15 protein-coding genes and 1 pseudogene are annotated in these 19,725 nt (G+C 59.3%); 7 read left to right on the plus strand and 9 right to left on the minus strand.

Translation table 11 applies throughout. The features are described 5' to 3' along the window. Positions 1-3: 3 nt before the first annotated feature. A complete protein-coding gene (locus tag BFQ04_RS21490) occupies positions 4-1,101 on the minus strand; it encodes a carboxynorspermidine decarboxylase (protein ID WP_065887408.1) in 1,098 nt (365 codons plus the stop codon). 269 nt (positions 1,102-1,370) lie between these two features. Further along, complete coding sequence (locus BFQ04_RS21495) at positions 1,371-2,267, minus strand: DUF5677 domain-containing protein (protein ID WP_065952507.1); 897 nt, start codon at positions 2,265-2,267, stop codon at positions 1,371-1,373. A gap of 385 nt (positions 2,268-2,652) precedes the next feature. Here BFQ04_RS21495 and metE point away from each other — a divergent pair, with 385 nt between their 5' ends. From metE to BFQ04_RS21510, 3 genes are all read left to right on the plus strand, one after another. Next, positions 2,653-4,941, plus strand: a complete 2,289-nt coding sequence (gene metE / locus BFQ04_RS21500) for a 5-methyltetrahydropteroyltriglutamate--homocysteine S-methyltransferase (protein WP_065952508.1) — start codon at positions 2,653-2,655, stop codon at positions 4,939-4,941. 50 nt (positions 4,942-4,991) lie between these two features. Next, positions 4,992-6,101, plus strand: coding sequence for a cell division protein ZapE (gene zapE, locus BFQ04_RS21505; protein ID WP_065952509.1), 1,110 nt, complete (start codon positions 4,992-4,994; stop codon positions 6,099-6,101). Between the two features lie 161 nt (positions 6,102-6,262). Beyond that, positions 6,263-6,754 carry a GNAT family N-acetyltransferase gene (locus BFQ04_RS21510; RefSeq protein ID WP_065952510.1) on the plus strand — a complete coding sequence of 164 codons (492 nt, stop codon included), beginning with the start codon at positions 6,263-6,265 and terminating at the stop codon, positions 6,752-6,754. A gap of 102 nt (positions 6,755-6,856) precedes the next feature. On the opposite strand, the gene BFQ04_RS21515 is transcribed toward BFQ04_RS21510, so the two are convergent. The 4 genes and pseudogenes from BFQ04_RS21515 to BFQ04_RS29745 form a co-directional block, all read right to left on the minus strand. Then, on the minus strand, positions 6,857-7,069 hold the full coding sequence (locus tag BFQ04_RS21515; RefSeq protein ID WP_065952511.1) for a hypothetical protein: 213 nt from the start codon (positions 7,067-7,069) through the stop codon (positions 6,857-6,859). 141 nt (positions 7,070-7,210) lie between these two features. Further along, positions 7,211-9,448: pseudogene (locus tag BFQ04_RS21520) on the minus strand (TonB-dependent siderophore receptor). 129 nt (positions 9,449-9,577) lie between these two features. Then, a complete protein-coding gene (locus tag BFQ04_RS21525; RefSeq protein ID WP_065952720.1) occupies positions 9,578-11,320 on the minus strand; it encodes a phosphoethanolamine transferase CptA in 1,743 nt (580 codons plus the stop codon). A gap of 154 nt (positions 11,321-11,474) precedes the next feature. Continuing rightward, a complete protein-coding gene (locus BFQ04_RS29745; protein ID WP_256544602.1) occupies positions 11,475-11,651 on the minus strand; it encodes a DUF6026 family protein in 177 nt (58 codons plus the stop codon). 260 nt (positions 11,652-11,911) lie between these two features. Here BFQ04_RS29745 and gnd point away from each other — a divergent pair, with 260 nt between their 5' ends. The 3 genes from gnd to BFQ04_RS21540 are packed head-to-tail and all read left to right on the plus strand — an operon-like array spanning position 11,912 to position 15,236. After that, positions 11,912-12,895, plus strand: coding sequence for a phosphogluconate dehydrogenase (NAD(+)-dependent, decarboxylating) (gene gnd, locus BFQ04_RS21530; RefSeq protein ID WP_065952512.1), 984 nt, complete (start codon positions 11,912-11,914; stop codon positions 12,893-12,895). Continuing rightward, positions 12,892-14,415 (plus strand): glucose-6-phosphate dehydrogenase, encoded by a 1,524-nt coding sequence (gene zwf / locus BFQ04_RS21535; RefSeq protein WP_065952513.1) that lies wholly within the window; start codon positions 12,892-12,894, stop codon positions 14,413-14,415. Before gnd ends, zwf begins: the two co-directional genes overlap by 4 nt. Then, positions 14,412-15,236 carry a Cof-type HAD-IIB family hydrolase gene (locus BFQ04_RS21540; RefSeq protein ID WP_065952514.1) on the plus strand — a complete coding sequence of 275 codons (825 nt, stop codon included), beginning with the start codon at positions 14,412-14,414 and terminating at the stop codon, positions 15,234-15,236. Before zwf ends, BFQ04_RS21540 begins: the two co-directional genes overlap by 4 nt. Positions 15,237-15,290: 54 nt before the next feature. Here the strand turns inward: BFQ04_RS21540 and BFQ04_RS21545 are convergent, their stop codons facing one another. Beyond that, positions 15,291-15,551 (minus strand): hypothetical protein, encoded by a 261-nt coding sequence (locus BFQ04_RS21545; RefSeq protein WP_057722166.1) that lies wholly within the window; start codon positions 15,549-15,551, stop codon positions 15,291-15,293. Positions 15,552-15,879: 328 nt separating this feature from the next. Between BFQ04_RS21545 and BFQ04_RS21550 the strand changes: the two genes are divergently transcribed. After that, positions 15,880-17,205: a sigma-54 dependent transcriptional regulator gene (locus BFQ04_RS21550; protein ID WP_065952515.1), complete on the plus strand. Its 1,326-nt coding sequence runs from the start codon at positions 15,880-15,882 to the stop codon at positions 17,203-17,205. 402 nt (positions 17,206-17,607) lie between these two features. Here BFQ04_RS21550 and BFQ04_RS21555 read toward each other — a convergent pair whose 3' ends face one another. Both BFQ04_RS21555 and BFQ04_RS21560 read right to left on the minus strand, forming a co-directional pair. Further along, positions 17,608-18,909, minus strand: coding sequence for a hypothetical protein (locus BFQ04_RS21555; RefSeq protein ID WP_065952516.1), 1,302 nt, complete (start codon positions 18,907-18,909; stop codon positions 17,608-17,610). 49 nt (positions 18,910-18,958) lie between these two features. Next, positions 18,959-19,702 carry a hypothetical protein gene (locus BFQ04_RS21560; protein WP_065952517.1) on the minus strand — a complete coding sequence of 248 codons (744 nt, stop codon included), beginning with the start codon at positions 19,700-19,702 and terminating at the stop codon, positions 18,959-18,961. Positions 19,703-19,725: the final 23 nt, after the last annotated feature.

The following is a 19,725-nucleotide window of genomic DNA, read 5'->3' on the forward strand; positions in this document are numbered from 1 at the left end:
AGCTTACGAAAGGCTGGACAGGTAGTCGTCGTAACCAAATTCACGAACCACTTCGACAGTACCGTCGAGTTGTTTCACTACGATGGACGGCATTTTCAGGCCGTTGAACCAGTTTTTCTTGACCATGGTGTAGCCTGCGGTGTCGATGAACGACAGCCGATCGCCGATGGCCAGCGGACGATCAAATTGATACTCGCCGAAGATATCCCCGGCCAGGCAGGATTTGCCGCACACCATCACGGTGTGTTCGCCCTCGCTTGGCGCCAGCTTGGCGTTGAGGCGATAGATCAGCAGGTCCAGCAGGTGGGCTTCGATGGAACTGTCGACCACGGCGAGGTTCTTGCCGTTGTAGAGGGTGTCGAGCACGGTGACTTCGAGCGACGCACTGTTGGTGATCGCCGCTTCCCCCGGTTCCAGGTACACCTGCACGCCGTACTTCTCGGAGAATGCTTTCAAGCGTGCGCAAAACGCGTCCAACGCATAGCCTTCACCGGTGAAATGGATGCCGCCGCCGAGGCTGACCCACTGGACCTTGTGCAGCAGCGCGCCGAAGCGTTCTTCGATGGTGCCGAGCATCTTGTCGAACAGACTGAAATCGCCGTTTTCACAGTTGTTGTGGAACATGAAGCCGGAGATCTGCTCGATCACCCCTTCGATCTTCACCGGGTCCCATTCGCCCAGGCGACTGAACGGACGCGCCGGGTCGGCCAGCAGGTAATCGGAGCTGCTCACTTGCGGGTTGACCCGCAGGCCACGGGTCTTGCCTTCGCTGCGCTCGGCAAAGCGCTGCAGCTGGCTGATGGAGTTGAAGATGATCTTGTCGCAGTTGTCCAGCATCTCTTCGATTTCATCATCGGCCCAGGCCACGCTGTAGGCATGCGCCTCACCTTCGAACTTCTGGCGGCCGAGCTTCAACTCGTACAGCGACGACGAGGTGGTGCCGTCCATGTATTGCTGCATCAGGTCGAACACCGACCAGGTGGCAAAGCACTTGAGTGCCAGCAGAGCCTTGGCGCCGGACTGCTCGCGCACGTAGGCAATCTTCTGCATGTTGACCAGAAGCTTCTGTTTATCGATGAGGTAGTACGGCGTTTTGATCATTTTTGAGAGCCTGCGGCGGTGCCTGCCAAAAAAGGACACGCATTGTGCCCGCACTTGGAACAGATCGAAAGGTTAGTGGGCGGAATTTGCGTGCTTACTTTTAAGCGTAGCGCCTGAGTGTGACCGTTCCTTGAGAGGGCAGCGCCGTGATTTGGTCGTTATGAAGCAGAAGAGGGGATGACCAGAGAGGAGTATGCACTTGGCAGTCCAGCCTCTGCTTCGTTTAGAAGCAGCGCATACCCCACAGCAGGCCCGGGAAGAGACGTGGATTAGTATTTTTTTGCTGCTTCAATCGCGTCCGAAAATTTTATCTCTACAAACTTCAGGAAAACATAAATTTCATGTGCTTCCAGGTTTTTAGCGTTGGTTGTCAGGCTGGACGGGGTTGCGTGCATCAGCTTGCTGGTGAACGTGTATATGTAGTCATATTCATCTAGCATTCCTACTTTTTTGGCCATATCGCGCCAGTTCCATCTTTTGGGTATAAGATCAGCTATCGCTTGTGGGAGGGATGCATGGAAAAAAGATTCTTTAAGCAGAATTTCTTCCAGGGATTTTTCTGCCTGGGGCAAAGCTGTATGTTCGATTTGATGAGCGATAAATCCATACCCGTTATGCTTTGCCTGATCGGCATAAATTGAAAATTTACGTGCTGCCTTAAGATCAATCATGTCGGCAATGGTTTGGTACTGAGGCCCCTCGCTTGTTGTCTCTTCTGACGTGCGGCTCTGAATGTATTTCCTGGTTTCCAAAGCGATGAGTTCTTCTTCCTCTTCTCCCAGAGCCGTCAGGAGCACTATCTCCCTTTTTAGTTGTGCTTCTTGGTCTTGCCAGTAACGGCGCTGACTGTCTATGAGTTGTGACGCATATACCAGTCCGTATTGGGGGTCAAGCTCAAATAGACGTAGCCATATGCTTAGTTCAAAAGTGTAGCGTGTAACAGCCAGCACGCCCATGGTTTCAATGAAGTTAAAGTTTTGCTCGGTAAATAGGCGTAGCTTTATTAGTGCATCGCCTACCGTCGCTCGGCACCAGTCGTGATAGTTGTTTTGGTTGAAGCTGCTGACAAATGCCGGGGCGCGAAGTCTTTGTGATTCTGCGTCCAATAGCGAATGCTTGTCTTTAATGGCAAAAACCAGATTTTCTAATTTATTTTGAATACTCATTTTGAATAGCGCCTCCTGGCATAGATGGGTTTTGACGTTGACTTGGACTGGTACTTTAGGTGAAAAAATAACTTGATCAGTCACTCTGCAATTACTGAACCGGTGTTTCAGTGGGTGCTCCGCAGATCATTAGCGTCCGCTGTTCAGACATAGGCTTATCTACTATTTCGAGGAATGGTGTCAAGGCGTAATGCCATCAGTCAATGGCAGAGGGGTGCCCTAGGGTTTTTAGCTGTCTTGGCCTTATCCAGGCGCAGCCCGTTAAGTTTCCGCTCCTAAATCAATCATGAAAAAAATTTGTGATCATCTGGAATAAATTGAGTTTGTTTCACTATCGCCTCATCCCGACAATAGCTCCCATACAAATATGTTGGAGCTTTACATCATGGCAGTCGCTCATTCCCTCGGATTTCCGCGCATTGGACGCGACCGTGAACTGAAAAAAGCGCAGGAAGCGTTCTGGAAGGGCGAGCTCGATGAAGCCGGCCTGCGCGCCGTGGGGCGTGACTTGCGCAAGGCCCATTGGGACCTGCAGAAACAGGCCGGCATCGAGCTGCTGCCCGCGGGTGATTTCGCCTGGTACGACCAGGTGCTGACCCACTCGCTGATGTTTGGCGTGGTCCCGGAGCGTTTCCGCCCGGCCGATGGCCAGGCCACGTTGCAGACGTTGTTCGGCATGGCCCGTGGCGTCAGCGATGCGTGCTGCGCCGGCGCTCACGCCCAGGAAATGACCAAGTGGTTCGATACCAACTATCACTACCTGGTGCCGGAGTTCAGCGTCGATCAGCAATTCCACCTGGGGTGGGAGCAGTTGTTCGAAGAAGTCCAGGAAGCCCGCGACCTCGGCCACACCGTCAAGCCGGTGGTGATCGGCCCGCTGACGTACCTGTGGCTGGGCAAGGCCAAGGGCGGCGATTTTGACAAGCTTGACCTGCTCGACCGCCTGCTGCCGCTGTACGGCCAGATCTTCCAGCGCCTGGCCGAACTGGGTGTCGAGTGGGTGCAGATCGACGAGCCGATCCTGGTGCTCGATCTGCCGCAGGCGTGGAAGAACGCTTTTGAGCGTGCCTACAACCTGATCCAGCGTGACCCGTTGAAGAAACTGGTGGCCACCTACTTTGGCGGACTGGAAGAAAACCTCGGCCTGGCCGCCAATCTGCCGGTCGACGGCCTGCACATCGACCTGGTACGGGCACCGGAGCAATACCCGACTATTCTCGATCGCTTGCCGGCTTATAAGGTGCTGTCCCTGGGCGTGGTCAACGGCCGTAATGTGTGGCGCTGCGACCTGGAAAAAGCCCTGGCGACGTTGCAACACGCTCAGGAAAAACTCGGTGAGCGTCTGTGGGTCGCGCCGTCCTGTTCACTGCTGCACAGCCCGGTGGATCTGGCGCGCGAAGACCAGTTGGACGCCGAGTTGAAGAGCTGGCTGGCCTTCGCCTTGCAAAAGTGCACGGAAGTCGCGGTACTGGCCCAGGCCCTCGACCAGCCCGAAGCGCCGCAGGTGCTGGCGGCGCTGGCTGAGAGTCGCGAGGTACAGGCTGCGCGCGCCGCGTCGCCGCGTATTCACAAGCCCGCCGTGCAAGCGCGCGTGGCCGCGATCAGCGCCAACGACAGCCAGCGCCAGTCGCCCTTCGCCCAGCGTATCGAGAAACAACGGGCCGGCCTCAACCTGCCGCTGTTTCCTACCACTACCATCGGCTCGTTCCCGCAAACCGCGTCGATCCGCCTGGCGCGCCAGTCGTACAAGGCCGGCAAGTTGAGCGAAGCCGAATACGTCGAAGCGATGCACAGCGAGATCAGGCACGCGGTCGAGGTGCAAGAGAACCTCGGCCTGGATGTGCTGGTGCACGGTGAAGCCGAACGTAACTACATGGTCGAATACTTCGCCGAGCAATTGGACGGCTACGCCTTCACCCGGTTCGGCTGGGTGCAGAGCTACGGTTCGCGCTGTGTGAAACCGGCGCTGATCTATGGTGACCTGAGCCGTCCGAAGGCGATGACGGTGGAGTGGATTCGCTATGCCCAGGGCCTCACGCGCAAGGTGCTCAAGGGCATGCTGACGGGCCCGGTGACCATGCTGATGTGGTCGTTCCCACGGGAGGACGTGAGTCGCCAAGAGCAGGCCCGGCAACTGGCCCTGGCGCTGCGCGATGAAGTGGTGGGCCTGGAAGCCGCCGGTATCAGGATCGTGCAGATCGACGAGGCCGCGTTCCGCGAAGGCTTGCCCTTGCGTCAGGCGCAATGGCCACACTACCTGGACTGGGCCACCGAAGCGTTCCGCCTGTGTGCCTGCGGCGTGCGTGACGAGACCCAGATCCACACCCACATGTGCTACAGCGAGTTCAACGATGTGATCCAATCCATCGCGGCGATGGATGCCGACGTCATCACCATTGAAACCTCGCGCTCGGACATGGCGTTGCTGGATGCGTTCGAAGCCTTCGCTTACCCCAACGACATCGGCCCTGGCGTCTACGACATCCACTCGCCACGGGTGCCGGAGGTGGCGCAGATGGTTGACTTGCTGCGCAAGGCAGCCAAGCGGATTCCGGCTGAGCGATTGTGGGTGAACCCCGATTGCGGCCTGAAAACCCGTGGCTGGCCGGAGACGGAAGCGGCGTTGATTCACCTGGTCACAGCGGCGCGCCAACTGCGTGCGGAACTGGGCTGAGGGCGAAGATTGCGCGGCTGGCGTTCGCGTTGTGCGTCATACTGGCACCCATGACTTTCGACTCGCCGCTCGCCGCTTATCAACACGCTATCGCTCAGCAAGGCTTCGTGCCCGACGACGCTCAGCGCCGTGGGGTGCAGGCCTTGCAAACCTGTCATCAGGCGTTGCACCAGGGCGGTTCGCCGATTGCGGGTGTTTACCTGTGGGGCCCGGTGGGGCGCGGCAAGACCTGGCTGATGGACCAGTTCCATCAGAGCCTGCGTGTGCCCGCGCGCCGCCAGCATTTTCATCACTTCATGGGCTGGGTGCACCAGCGCTCGTTCCAGCTCACCGGTACCCGGGACCCGCTGCAGGCGGTGGCGCGGGAACTGAGCCGGGACGTGCGCGTACTGTGCTTCGACGAGTTGTTCGTCAATGACATCGGTGACGCAATCATTCTCGGCCGCCTGTTTCAGGTGATGTTCGAGGAGGGCGTGGTGATGGTGTGTACCTCCAATCAACCCCCTGAGCAGCTGTACGCCGAAGGTTTCAACCGTGAGCGGTTCTTGCCGGGTATCGAGGCGATCAAGCGGCATATGCAGGTGGTGGCCGTGGACGGCGGCGAGGATCATCGCTTGCATCCCGGCGTCGGCCTGCAGCGCTACTGGGTCAATCGGCCCGATGTACTGGCCGCGTTGTTCAGGCAGATGAGCGACGGGCAAACCGTCAGCCACGAGAAGGTGGTGAACGTGGGGCATCGCACGATAGCGGCGGTGCAGGCCAGTGACGCGGTACTGTGGTGCCGCTACGCCGAACTCTGCGAACAACCCCTGGCCGCGATGGATTTCATGCTGCTGTGCGATCGCTTCAAGGCCATCCTGCTGGCAGAGGTGCCCAACCTCAGCGCACAGCAGCGCCCTGGTCGCATTGCCCGTGGCACCGAAGACGGCGCCGAACGCGTGGTTGCGGGGGATCGCCAATTGCCAGAGTTGTCCAGGCATGATGACAGCGTGCGCCGCTTTATCGCGCTGGTGGATGAATGTTATGACCGTAAAGTGCCGTTGTTCATCGAGGCCCAGGTACCGCTGGAGCGCCTCTATACCGAAGGCTACCTGGCGTTTCCTTTTCGTCGCACCTTGAGCCGCTTGCGCGAAATGCAGCTGCAGCGCTTCGGCACCTGAGAACCCCGTGTTCACTTCGTTTGAGGCATTGGATGCGCGCAATCTACGCGCTTTCTGTCAGACATTTGTCGTTAATCTCCTTCATCTACTGCCGACTCCATGCTTACAATTACCCTTCTCAAAGGGAATCGGTTCCCTGGTTGTCGTTATCGAGGAAGGAAATGGACACCCCAGACATCCTGGTGCTGCAAGCCAGCTACACCAACGCCGTACACGCCGATGCCATCGGTTCGCTGCTCAACCACTATGCTGAGGACCCGATGGGCGGCGGCCACCGTTTGGCGGCCGATCTGTTGCAGCAACTGCCTGCGGAACTGGCCAAGCGCCCTCATGCGTTCAGTGTGCTGGCGTTCGTTGGGGGTGTCCCGGCGGGGCTGGTCAATTGCTTCGAGGGGTTTTCGACGTTCGCCTGTCGGCCCTTGGTCAATGTCCACGATGTGGTAGTGGCGCAACAGTTTCGTGGCTTGGGGTTGAGTCAGAAGATGCTGCAGAAGGTCGAGGAAATCGCCCGGCAGCGCGGTTGCTGCAAGATCACCCTGGAAGTGCTTGAAGGCAATGCGCTGGCGCAGTCGGCGTATCGCAAGTTCGGTTTTGACGATTCGGTATTTGATCCCGCCCATGGCCGCATGTTGTTCTGGAACAAGGCGCTGTAATAAAAGCACTGCAAAAAAAGGCGCCATTGAATGGCGCCCAATAGAACCTTTGCCAAAGGAGCGGGTTGGCACAGGGTACGTGCGAATTAACTCAGCATTAAATCAACTGTTGGGCTGAGCAGGTTCGGCAGTAGTGGCTTTAGTCGGTTTGCCATCGGCCGACACAACTTGCTGTTCGGCCTTGCCGTGGGTTGTTTGCTGAATGAAGCTGAAGTTGTTGTAGAACTCCCTGGAGCGCTCTGAACCGCCCTCTGCAAAGGCCGCGGCGGAGGTCAGGGTTATCAGGCTGGCAAACATCAGTGTCGAAAGTTTCATGACGGTATTCCCATTAAAAGTGATAAGTGTCCGGTCACTCCGTGATCAGATCGTGGGGCGACTATGGCGTTAGCTTATTAAGTGGGAATTAACGAAATTGGCCCGCGAAGTTAATGTTTTTCAACTTCGCGGAGCAGGGCGCTACAACCTCCAGTCCAAGGCCAGGGTAATCGAGCGCGGATCGCCCCAATACACGCCATTGTAAAAACCGACGCGCTCGTAGTATTTCTTGTCGAACAGGTTATTGACGTTGATCGATGCCGTAAGCTGTTCGTCGAACTGGTAGCGCGACATCAGGTTGACCACGGTGTAGCCCTGTTGCTCGATCTTCGCCCGCGTGGTGATCGAGTTGCCTTCGTCATCGCGCTGGCCCGTGGGCCGATTGCCGAAGTCATGGATACCGCTCTGCCAATTCACCGCGCCGCCCACGGTCAGGTTGCGCCAGGCCCCCGGCAGGCGGTAAGCGCTGGATATTTTCAACAGGTTCAACGGTTGGCCGGTATTGTTGCGCTGGCCTGCGCCGTTTACCGAATGGGTATAGGTGTAGCCCGCAGTCAGGTTCCAATCCGGTGTGATTTCCCCGGCCGCCTCCAGTTCGAACCCCTTCACCTTGTTACCTTTGCCGCCGGATTTGTAGTACTCCTCGCCAGTGACCGGGTTGGGCGGCACCGCGTCATCGCGCTCGGCAACGTTGTCCTGGGTGCTCCAGAAATACGCGGCCGCCAGGTTCAGGCGCTCGTTGAGCACGCTGCCCTTGAGGCCGACCTCGTAGTTGCTGCCCAACACCGGCTCCAGGTACTTCTTGTTGACGTCTTTGGCGCTTTGCGGCTTGAAGATGTCGGTGTAGCTCGCGTAGACGGTGTACTGCGGGGTGATGTCGTACAGCAGCCCGGCGTAGGGCGTCCACATATCGTTATGAGTCTGGCGGGTTTTGCCGGAAGCGGTCAGTTGATCATTGGCGTTGTATTCGGGGGTGGCGCTTTCCAGCTCCCAACTGCCGTAGCGGCTGCCGAGTACGGCGTGCAGACGGTCAGTCAGGCTTAGCCGAGTGGCGAGGTAGCCGGCCTTCTGTTGTTTCTTGCTGTGCTCGCCCTTGAGGTCGGTGACATCGTCGGTGAACTTGCCGATACCGCCCATGTGCTTCCAGTCCTCGATGGCGTAGTAGCTTTTGGGCAGATTGCTGCGCATGAACGGCGAAATGTCCCGTTGCGCGGCCTCGCCATAACCCATCATCAGCTGATGTTCGCGGCCCAGCAGCGCGTAGCTGCCAGCCAGGTTGAGGTCGATGGCTTCCATTCTCGACGTGCCGCGCATATGGCTGGCCTAGGCGGTCATGCCGCTGCGGTCGGCATTTGGCAAGCCTGCGCCGCCGTAGTACACCTTGCCATCGGTATCACTCTGGCGATGGGTGTAGGCGGCCTTCAGGTGCCAGTCGCCGCCGAGGCGATGGTCGAGGGTGGCGAAGGTGGTCTTGTCGGTCAGTGGCCAGGAACTCCAGTGCGCGGCCATATTGGTGGAGCGCGACAGCCCGGCTTTGCCGCCCTGGCTGTTCCAGTAGGGCACGGTGCCCCAGGAAGTGCCTTGTACCTGTTTGTCCTGGTAGTCAAAACCTACGGCCAGCACGGTGTCGTCGGACAGGTCGCCCTCGAGAATGCTGTAGCCGACTGCCCGCTGCAGTGCATAGTTATCGCGAAAGGATTGGCTGTCACGGTAAGCCAGTACGCTGCGTCCGCGCAGCTTGCCGTCGAAGGCCAGCGGGCCGCCGACGTCGAGGTAGCTGTAATAGTTGTCATGGGTGGCGCCACTGATCCCGGTTTTCGCCTGCCATTGGGCGGTAGGGCGCTTGCGTACCATGTTGACGGTGGCCGAGGGGTCGCCCGCGCCGGTGGTCAGGCCGGTGGCGCCGCGCACCACTTCGATACGGTCGTAGATGATGGTGTCGGCGTCGCTCTTCATGTAGCCGAAGGTGTTGAGCATCCCGTCAATCTGGAAGTTGTTGATGCCGTAGCCACGGGAGGTATAGGACACGCGGTCTGAGTCATTGTGCTGGACGTTGATGCCGGTGGTCTGGCGCAACACGTCGGTCAGGGTGTTGAGGTTGAAATCATCCATCTGCTGGCGCGTGATCACCGAGATCGATTGCGGGGTTTGCTTGACTGACAGGTTCAGGCGGGTGGCGGTGCTCATCGATCCCGTGGTGTAGGCGCCGGTGTGCTCGGTGGTCGCGCCCAGTCCCTCGGCGGTGACGCGGGTGGCGCCCAGTTCGAGGGTTCCGGCGGGGGCTTGTTCGGGGTCGGTTTCGGCCAGCAGTTCAGGGCTTAGCGCAAGGCTGAACAGGCCCAGGGTAACGGTGATGGAACGGGTAAAAGGCGCGAGCATCGCGGCGAACTCCTTGTCGTCTTTGAGGCCGCCCCCGGAGAGGGCGGGTATGGCTCAAAGACGAAAGGAGACGGGGAACTTTAGGCTTAAACGAGAATGATTGTTATCTTTCTGTTACAAGCCTCTCGGTTACTTGATCACCACCTCGGTGCTGTTGGCCTTTTTCGGTTTGATCAAACTGAAGTCGATCAAGGCTTTCTGCTTGGTCTCGTAAGGGTTGCCGATCAGCAGGGGGCGCGGCTTGAAGCTGTCGCTGACCAGGCTTTTGCTGCGGTCCAGTTCATCGAAGCTCAAGCCGGCCAGGTCCGCCCAGGTATGGATCAACTGCGAGCTGCTGTAAGGCCGTTGCAGGTCGCCGGCGAAGCTCCAGTCGTGGCTTTCGCGCCACTTGGGTGAGGCGTAGGCCATAAAGGGAATGGTGTACATCGGCGCGGTCGGCTTGCCTTCGTTGCGGCCCAGGGTGTCATGGCCGGCAGAGTCGAACACGTCTTCGCCGTGGTCCGACAGGTACAGCAGGAAGCCGTTGGGGTCGGTCTTGGCGTAGTCCTTGATCAGGCTCGAGACCACGAAGTCGTTGTACAGCACCGCGTTGTCGTAGCTGTTGTATGTCGGCAACTGAGCGTCGCTGACTCCGGGCGGCACGCCCTGGCGATCGGTGAACTTGTCGAACGTCGACGGATACCGGTACTGATAGCTCATGTGCGTGCCCAGCAAGTGCACCACGATGAACTTGCGCTCGGCGGTATCGGCCAGGGCCTTGGAGAACGGCGCGAGTACATCGCCGTCGTATTGGCGGGCGTTCTGGTTACGGTTGTTGTTCAGGTACACCTGCTCGTCGGCCTGTTCGGAAAAGGTCGTGAGCATGGTGTTGCGCTTGGTCATGGTCTGCTGGTTGGTGATCCAGAACGTCTTGTAGCCGGCCTGTTTCATCACGCTGACGATCGACGGCGTCTTGAGGTACAGGTCCGGGTTTTCTTCGTCGGCGAAGGTCAGTACCTGTTGCAACGCCTCGATGGTGTAGGGGCGCGGGGTGATGACATTGTCGAACACCGCCAGTTGGTCGCGCAGCTTGTCCAGTTCCGGGGTGGTATTGCGCGGGTAGCCATAAAGGCTCATGCGCTGGCGGTTGGTGGACTCGCCGATCACCAGCACCAGGGTGGACGGCTGGCCGGCCATGCTGTCCTTGAGGTTCTTCAAGGGTGGAATCTGGCTGGCACTGGTCAGCATGCCTTGCATGTTGTCCAGTTGTTCGGTGTAGCGGCGGTAGGCGACGATCATCTGCCAGGGCACGGCCGGTTCGATCCGCGTTTCAAAGCGGTCAATGGCCTGTTCCATCGTGTCACTGGTGGCGATCTGCTTGACCAGCGGGTAGCCGACCACGGCCAATACGATGGCGATGGCCGCCACGATCGACTGGCCGCGAGGCAAGTACACCGGGCGCAGGCGTGTCCACAGGAACACCGCGAAGGCCGTGTGCGCTATGAACGCCAGCACGATCCACCAGGCAAAGTACTGGGTGGCGTATTCGCCCGCTTCAGAAATGTTCGACTCGAACATGATGAAGATCACGCTCTGGGAAAATTCCTGCTGGTAAATGAAGAAATAACCCAGGCTGGCCATGGAGCAGGCCCACAGCACCACGCCGATCACGGCGGCAAGCACCCGCGTTTGCCGCGGGAACAGCAGCATCGGCGCCAGCCACAGCGCACTCATGAAGAATGCCTGGCGGAAACCACTGAAGCCGGACGTACCGGTCAGTTGGATAAGCAGTTGGGTAATACCCGAGAAATACCAGAAAAACAGGAATAACCAGCCAAGGCCGGCCCAATCAAAGCCTTTCGCAGTCGTCGTGCTGCGTTTGAACATCGCCATCCAGCGCCCCATCAGAAAATGATCGTTGCGCACAGGCGCGCAACATCGGGCCGCTCAGAACATGAGCGGCATCGCGGGCGGGAGTATCGGGACAGGTGTGTGAAAACTTTGTGAGTTTTCTGTAGGTATTGCCTTACAAACTAACCAAGCGCCTTCAGCAGAGCGCGGGCTTGGCGCCGGACGGCAGCTCAAGCTGGGCCTGGAGGTGTGAACGCAGGCGCAGGACTTCCTGTTGCAACTGATCGCGCTCGTCCTTCAACTGACGCAATTCATCGCGGCGGATGTTGACATAGAGGGTCTGTGGCGGTCGGGTCATCTGTGCTGTGCTCATTGCTTGCCTCGCAAATAGCCGGGTAGATCGCGCCGCCGAAACAGGTGAGCGGCAGCAGTCGTGGACAAGTTTGAATTCTTTTTCACATCAAGGGAACTTTTTTATTTTTGGTGGTCGTGTGACTTTTGCCGCCGTGATGGTGAAACGATGGCTACTTTTTTACCATGAAACTACACGGATCCGCTCTGGACTAACCCTCATTAGCCTCATTGCGCTATAAACTATGTCACACATTTTTTAGCAGTTAGGAGCATCAGCACATGCAACTGGGGATTATCGGACTAGGCCGCATGGGCGGTAACATTGCGCGGCGCCTGATGCTCAATGGGCATACCACCGTTGTATATGACCGTAACGAAGCCTTTGTCAAAGGCCTGAGCGAGGAGGGCGCCACCGGCGTCGCCGACTTGAAAGCCCTGGTGGCCGGCCTGCAAAAGCCTCGCGCCGTGTGGGTCATGTTGCCGGCGGGCGCTCCCACCGAAGACACCATCAATGAACTGAGCGGGCTGCTGGAAAGCGGTGACGTGATCATTGACGGTGGCAACACCAATTACAAGGACGACGTGCGTCGCGGCAAGGCCCTGGCGGAAAAAGGCCTGCACTATGTCGACGTCGGCACTTCCGGTGGCGTGTGGGGGCTGGAACGCGGCTACTGCATGATGATCGGTGGCGACCTGGAAACCGTGCAGCGCCTTGATCCGATCTTCAAGAGCCTGGCGCCTGGCATCGGCAGCATCCCACGCACCAAGGACCGTTCGGCCTCTGCGGACCCGCGTGCCGAGCACGGCTACATTCATGCCGGCCCGGCGGGCTCCGGTCACTTCGTCAAGATGATCCACAACGGCATTGAATACGGCATGATGCAGGCGTTTGCCGAAGGTTTTGACATCCTCAAGACCAAGAACTCGGACAACCTGCCCGAAGACCAGCGCTTCGACCTCAACGTGGCCGACATTGCCGAAGTCTGGCGCCGTGGCAGCGTAGTGTCGTCGTGGCTGCTGGACCTGACCGCCGATGCCCTGGCGACCGACCCGAAGCTGGACGGCTATTCCGGTTCCGTGGCGGACAGTGGCGAAGGCCGTTGGACCATCGAAGCGGCCATGGAGCAGGCGGTGCCGGTACCGGTCCTGTCGACGTCGCTGTTCGCCCGTTTCCGTTCGCGCCAGCAGAGCACCTACGGTGACAAAATGCTTTCGGCCATGCGCTTCGGCTTTGGCGGCCACGTGGAGACTTCCAAAAAATGACCGCCAACGGCAAGAAACCCAAGGCCGAACCCGCTCCACCCACCACCTTGTTTCTGTTCGGCGCCCATGGCGACCTGGTCAAGCGCCTGCTGATGCCGGCGCTGTACAACCTGAGCCGCGACGGGCTGCTGGGCGATGGCCTGCGGATCGTGGGTGTTGATCACAACGCCATCAGCGATGCGGACTTTGCCAAGAAGCTCGAGGACTTCATTCGAACCGAAGCTGCCGGCAAGGTCCGGGGGAGTGCCGACAATGCGCTGGACCCCCAGTTGTGGGCCCAGTTGGCCAAAGGCATCAGCTACGTCGAGGGTGACTTTCTCGACGACAGCACCTACGCCGATATCGCGCAGAAAATTGCCGACAGCGGCAGCGCCAATGCAGTGTTCTACCTGGCGACCGCACCGCGCTTCTTCAGTGAAGTGGTGCAGCGCCTGGGCAGTGCCGGATTGCTCAATGAGACGGACGAGGGTTTTCGCCGCGTCGTCATCGAGAAACCGTTCGGTTCCGACCTGGCCAGCGCCGAAGCGTTGAACGCCTGCCTGCTCAAGGTGATGAGCGAGAAGCAGATCTATCGCATCGACCATTACCTGGGCAAGGAAACGGTGCAGAACATCCTGATCAGCCGTTTCTCCAACGTGCTGTTCGAAGCGTTCTGGAACAACCACTACATCGACCATGTGCAAATCACCGCTGCTGAAACGGTCGGCGTGGAGACCCGGGGCAATTTCTTCGAAAAAACCGGCACGCTGCGGGACATGGTGCCCAACCACCTGTTCCAGTTGCTGGCGATGGTCGCGATGGAGCCGCCGGCAGCCTTTGGCGCCGATGCAGTGCGTGGCGAGAAGGCCAAGGTGGTCGGTGCGATCCGCCCCTGGTCCCTGGAAGATGCCCGGGCCAATTCGGTTCGCGGCCAGTACACCGCCGGTGAAATCGCCGGCAAGCAACTGCCGGGCTATCGCGAAGAGGCCAATGTCGCGCCTGACAGCAGCACCGAGACCTTCGTCGCGCTGAAGGTCATGATCGACAACTGGCGCTGGGTCGGTGTGCCGTTCTACCTGCGTACCGGCAAGCGCATGAGCATCCGCGACACCGAGATCGTGATCTGCTTCAAGCAGGCGCCGTACGCGCAATTTCGCGACACCGACGTCGATGAACTCAAGCCCACCTACCTGAAGATCCAGATCCAGCCAAATGAAGGCATGTGGTTCGACCTGCTGGCCAAAAAGCCTGGGCCGACCCTGGAGATGGCCAATATTGAGTTGGGTTTTGACTACAAGGATTTCTTCGAGATGCAACCATCGACGGGGTACGAAACCCTGATCTACGACTGCATGACCGGTGACCAGACCTTGTTCCAGCGTGCCGACAACATCGAGAACGGCTGGCGCGCCGTGCAGCCGTTCCTGGATGCCTGGAAAGAAGATGATGGAATCCAGGCCTACAAGGCCGGCGAAGATGGCCCGGCGGCGGCGGATGCATTGCTGGCCCGTGATGGCCGTGCCTGGCACAGCCTCGGATGAGTGATGCAGCGATTCATCCCATCCGTTTTATCCTCAGTGATGTGGACGGCACCTTGCTGCATCCGGATCACCGCCTCAGCCAGCGCACGGCCGATGCGGTTCGCGCGTTGCGTGAGGCCGGGGTGTTTTTCAGCTTGGCCAGCGGTCGCCCGCCCAAGGCCATGATGCACCTGATCGAGACGTTCGGTATCGACGTGCCAGTGGCGGGCTTCAACGGCGGTACGTTGATCAACCCGGATGGCAGCATTCTGGTAGCCCACCATCTGCCGGCGGAAGCGGCGTTGGTGACGCTGGCGCTGTTCTCGGCCGAGCCGGATGTGGAAGTCTGGGTGTTCGCCGATGGCGACTGGCTGCGCCGTGACTCGCCAGGGCCGATGGAGCAGCGCGAAGCCGACGGCCTGGGGTATGGGCCGGTGGTGGTGGAGAGTTTCGAGCCCTACCTGGACCGGGTCGACAAGATCGTCGCCGCGAGCAATAACACGCAGTTGCTGGTGGAGCTGGAAGCGCAGTTGCAGCCCAAGGTGAAGGGTCTGGCTCAGGTTTCCCGTTCCCAACCGGTCTATCTGGATGTGACGGCGATGCTGGCCAATAAAGGCGAAGCCTTGAAGACCCTGGCGGCGCACCTTGGGGTGCCGCTTGCGCAAACGGCGGCTATTGGTGACGGCGGCAACGATCCGGCGATGTTTCAGGTGGCCGGTTTATCGATTGCCATGGGCCAGGCGGAAGAAACCGTCAAGCGTCAGGCCAGCGTCGTGACCGGCAGTAATATCGAAGACGGTGCTGCCGAAGCGTTCGAGCGATTTATCCTCAACGCGCGATAAGTCAGTGCAACTTCCGATCACTGTAATGCGGTGATCGGAAGTTACCCGGTCGACTTACTTGGGCATTGCCCACTGCTGCAACTGGTGGCCATCTTTGTCGAGCTCGGCACGTGCCTGCAACAGCAAGTCTTCCAATTGCGCCGGGTCGGTGTAAGTGGTCGATGACAGCTGTTTACTGCCGATACGGGTATTGGTGCGGTCGATGACGCTCAGGCTGAGGGCGCCATGACCATCGTGCCAGGCCACGCACTGGAAGGGCTGGAAAGCACGGTCTGCAATCAAAAGAGCTTCGTTGATGCGCAGCGGAGCGTTCATGTGTGTCGTCTCTCTCTGTGCCCATTCAAGTGAATACCGGCGGTTGGGCTGACCGTGCGGTGGGTTACTTGTACTGATGCACGATGGTGGGGGGCGGGTCACATGCTAGAACAAGAATTTTTAACTTTCCCTGACTGGCGTCATGTAAGCGGCTGTTTTGAAAGCGGAACTAAACGTTTGGCACGCGAGCAACTTTTTACCGGTTGATGGCTTTTTGCTCGCAGTTATAGCGAAAGGGTACAAGCGTCGCGTCAATATTTTGCTATGTTCTCATCTTGCTACTACAAACTATTGTTTCTATTAAAAAAACTGACGCCAAGGAATAGTCATGGTTGTGACTTCTGCGCAACGCCGCTTGCTGGTCGTCGACCCTTGTGAGGATTGTCACGGGCTGCTGCCCGGCTTGCGCACGGTCGGATGGGAAGTGGACAGCTGTACCCTCGAAGCCGTGGGCGAGCGTTCCTGCGATGTGGGCCTGTTGCGGTTACAGCCTTGTCATCTGGAGCGGCCCGAGGCGGTCAAGGAGCTGATTGGTCGTAGCGGTACCGAATGGATCGCGGTACTCAGCCAGGATGTGTTACGCCTGCAGAACGTTGGGGATTTCGTCTGCGAATGGTTTTTTGACTTTCACACCTTGCCGTTCGACGTGTCGCGGGTGCAGGTTACCCTGGGGCGCGCCTTTGGCATGGCGCGCCTGCGCGGCAAGGGCAACACCCCGGTGGGTGGGCCTGAGCATGAGTTGCTGGGCGATAGCCGGCCCATTCGCGAACTGCGCAAATTGTTGTCGAAGCTGGCGCCCACTGAATCGCCGGTACTGATTCGGGGGGACAGCGGCACCGGCAAGGAACTGGTGGCCAAGATGCTGCACCGGCAGTCCCAGCGACACGCCAAGCCGTTCGTGGCGATCAACTGCGGTGCGATTCCTGAACACCTGATCCAGTCGGAACTCTTCGGCCATGAAAAGGGCGCCTTCACCGGTGCGCATCAGCGCAAGGTCGGGCGTATCGAGGCAGCCCATGGGGGCACGCTGTTTCTCGATGAAATCGGTGATCTGCCGATGGAGCTGCAAGCCAACCTGTTGCGGTTTCTCCAGGAGAAACAGATCGAGCGCGTGGGCGGTAGCCAGCCCATCCCGGTGGATGTGCGGGTGCTGGCTGCCACCCACGTTGACCTTGAGGCCGCAGTCGAGAAGGGCACCTTTCGCGAGGACCTGTATTACCGGCTGAACGTGCTGCAAGTCGTCACCGCGCCCCTGCGCGAACGCCATGGCGACGTGGCGATGCTGGCCAATCACTTCTCGCGTTTCTATAGCCAGGAAACCGGCCGCCGCCCGCGCAGCTTCAGCGAAGAGGCCTTGGTGGCGATGGGGCAACACCCGTGGCCGGGCAACGTGCGTGAATTGGCCAACCGTGTGCGCCGTGGCCTGGTCCTGGCTGAGGGGCGCCAGATCGAAGCGGTTGACCTGGGACTGCAAGGCCCCCAGGCCGTGTCGCCGCCGATGGCGACACTGGAAGATTATAAGCACCGCGCCGAACGTCAGGCATTGTGCGACGTACTCCACCGGCACAGCGACAACCTGAGCATCGCGGCCCGGGTGCTGGGCGTTTCCCGGCCGACGTTCTACCGGTTGTTGCACAAGCATCAGATCCGCTAGGGACCTTTGTGGGAGGGGGCTTGCCCCCGATGGCGGCCTCTGGGCCGACCTGGATGTTGGATCAGACCGGGTACATATCCGTTTCTGCGGTCACGGCCACTATGGGTTCCGCTTTTACAGCGGGTCACTTTTGGAAAAGAGCCCCAAAAGTAACCAAAAAGGCTCTTGCCCCACCACTCGGCACCTCGCCTAGGCTCGGTGTGCCCGAACGCAGGCTTGAATCCGTGGGCCGCCGCCACGCGCCATCCATGGCGCGGGGCGGCTAACCCGGCGTCCTGCCGGGTTACCCACGGATTCAAGCCTGCGTTCGGCCAGCGTGGTTTAACGGGGCGCCTAAGATCAAAAGCCAGATCAAGATCAAGAGCGACTCGCTGCGCATCGCGGGAAGCGTTTGCCTCTCGATCAGAAGTAGTACGGGAATTTCAGGCTGAACGTGAAGTCCGGGGCGTCATCGGTCATCCCGATCGCCAGGTTCGGCACGATGGTCAGGTTATCCGAGGCGGCAATCGTCATGCCGACGTTGAAGTAGCCCGCATTTGCATCGCTGGAGACCACCGACTGCCAGTCGCCGCCGTCCGGCTTGAGCTTGCTTTTGCGCTGCACCAGGTCGGACACCGAAAACGACATGCTCATTTTTTCGTTCAAGGCAAAGGCCACGCCGACACCGAACTGAAAGCTGTCGCCCAGGCGCACCTTGCCCCCCACCTTCTGGTTGACCTCACTGCTGATGTCATCGAACGAGTCCTCGAAGTTGTGGGTGTACGACAGCGAGCCGAACAACACCGCAGGGTCGAAGGTCTTGACCAGGGAAATGCCCGGTGTGACCGACCATACGCCGTTGCCCGTCGGCAGGCTTTCCGGCAGGTAGAGGTTGTCGTTGTTGGGTTGCTTGACCAGTTTGATGCCAAACGGCTCTTTACCCGTAGGCGCCTTCACCCGCACCGACACCACGGCATCCGGCAGGGTAGGGGTTTCATCGAGGAATTTGTACGCCACGCCGAAGTTGACGTCGCCGATGGTAGGGTCGCGGGTCACGGAAGCTTCCGAGGTGGCCGTGGCATCGTTGCCGGCGCCGCCGGACTGATAGGTCGATTCGCGGTAGACCACCGGCACGTTGAGGTCGAACTGCCAACGGTTATCGACGTTGTAGCGGCCGGTCAGGTCCAGGGTCCAGCTGTCGGATTTGATCCGGTCCAGGTTGATGTTGCCAAGGAAGATCGAATCCAGCGCCAGGAAACCATTGAGGGTCAATTGGCGCGCGTCATAACGGGCATAGGTGATGCCGGTCTCGACGCTGAACTTGCCATTGCCGAAGAAGCCACTGGCTTCGTTGTACAGGTTGCTCACACTTTGCGCAGGGGCCGAATCGTCCTTGAGCGACTGGCCGTAGGAGCTGCCGCCGCCGCCCGCGCCACCTGACGCTGCTGCCGCGCCGGTACCTGCGACGGTCGTACCGCCTTGCTTGAAGTCGGCAGGGGATTTGGCCAGGCGCCTGGGTGCCGGCGTGGCCGGTTGATCTTCCACCTGGCGTACACGTTGTTCCAGCACGGCCAGGGCCTTTTGCTGCACGTCGTAGCGTTGCTTGAGTTCCAGGAGTTCCTTCTTCAGCGTTTCGATATCGGCATCTGGCGCGGCATACAGCACGGATGCGGGCAAGAGCGTACTTAAACAGATCACCGCGCGGAGCGATAACGATCGATGCATGAAATAAGCCGTCCTTTTCCAATGCGTAAGTGTCGAGGGTCAGCGTAGTTCAATAACCGAGCGTGCGTAGGCCTTTGAGCTGGTCCAGATTGCAGTTCAATGCGCCGTTGTTCAAACCGTTATTGTTCATCACCACGTTGAGTTGAGTCATGTTGCTGACGAAGTTGGTATCGCCCTTCAAAACTGTCCCTTGCAGCACATTCCCGCCGCCGATCTGCTGCAGGCTGTTGCCCTGGTTGTGGTTGGCCTGGATCGCCATTTGCAGGCCGCCATTGTTGGCCGATACGCTGACATGACCTGCCTTGCTCTCGCCGGTGACGGTGCCACCGGCCACCAATACCTGCCCGGACTGCACAGCGTTGGCAGGGGCAAAGCCGTCCTGGGTGACGTTGATGCCTACCTGGTTGTAGGCGGTGTTGCCATCCCCGGCGGCGCGCACGCTTTGAGTCACGCCCTGGCCGCTGGTCAGGCCGGCTCCGCCGATCACGTTACCGCTGCCGGCAGAGGGCGTTCCGGAACCCGCCGCACCGGTGGTTTGCACGTAGAATTGCGGGGTAATGGTGGTCTTGTCCAACTGCATGCTGGCCTTGGCGGTAATGCTGTCGCCGACCGCATTGGTCCAGGTGCTGCTCATGACAATGCCGAAGCTGATGATGCGCCCCGGCATCACATACCGGCCGCGCAGCTCGGCCATTTGCGCATCATTGAGTTCGATCGGTTTGAAGCCCGACGAAGCATAAGCGGGCATCGAGGCTGCCAGACACAAAACCGTCAGCCAACGGGAAGTGTTCATCTTTTGCTCCTGGAGCGTCCTGC

Source organism: Pseudomonas sp. 37 R 15 (genome assembly GCF_900004865.1).
Taxonomy (GTDB): domain Bacteria; phylum Pseudomonadota; class Gammaproteobacteria; order Pseudomonadales; family Pseudomonadaceae; genus Aquipseudomonas; species Aquipseudomonas fluorescens_AM.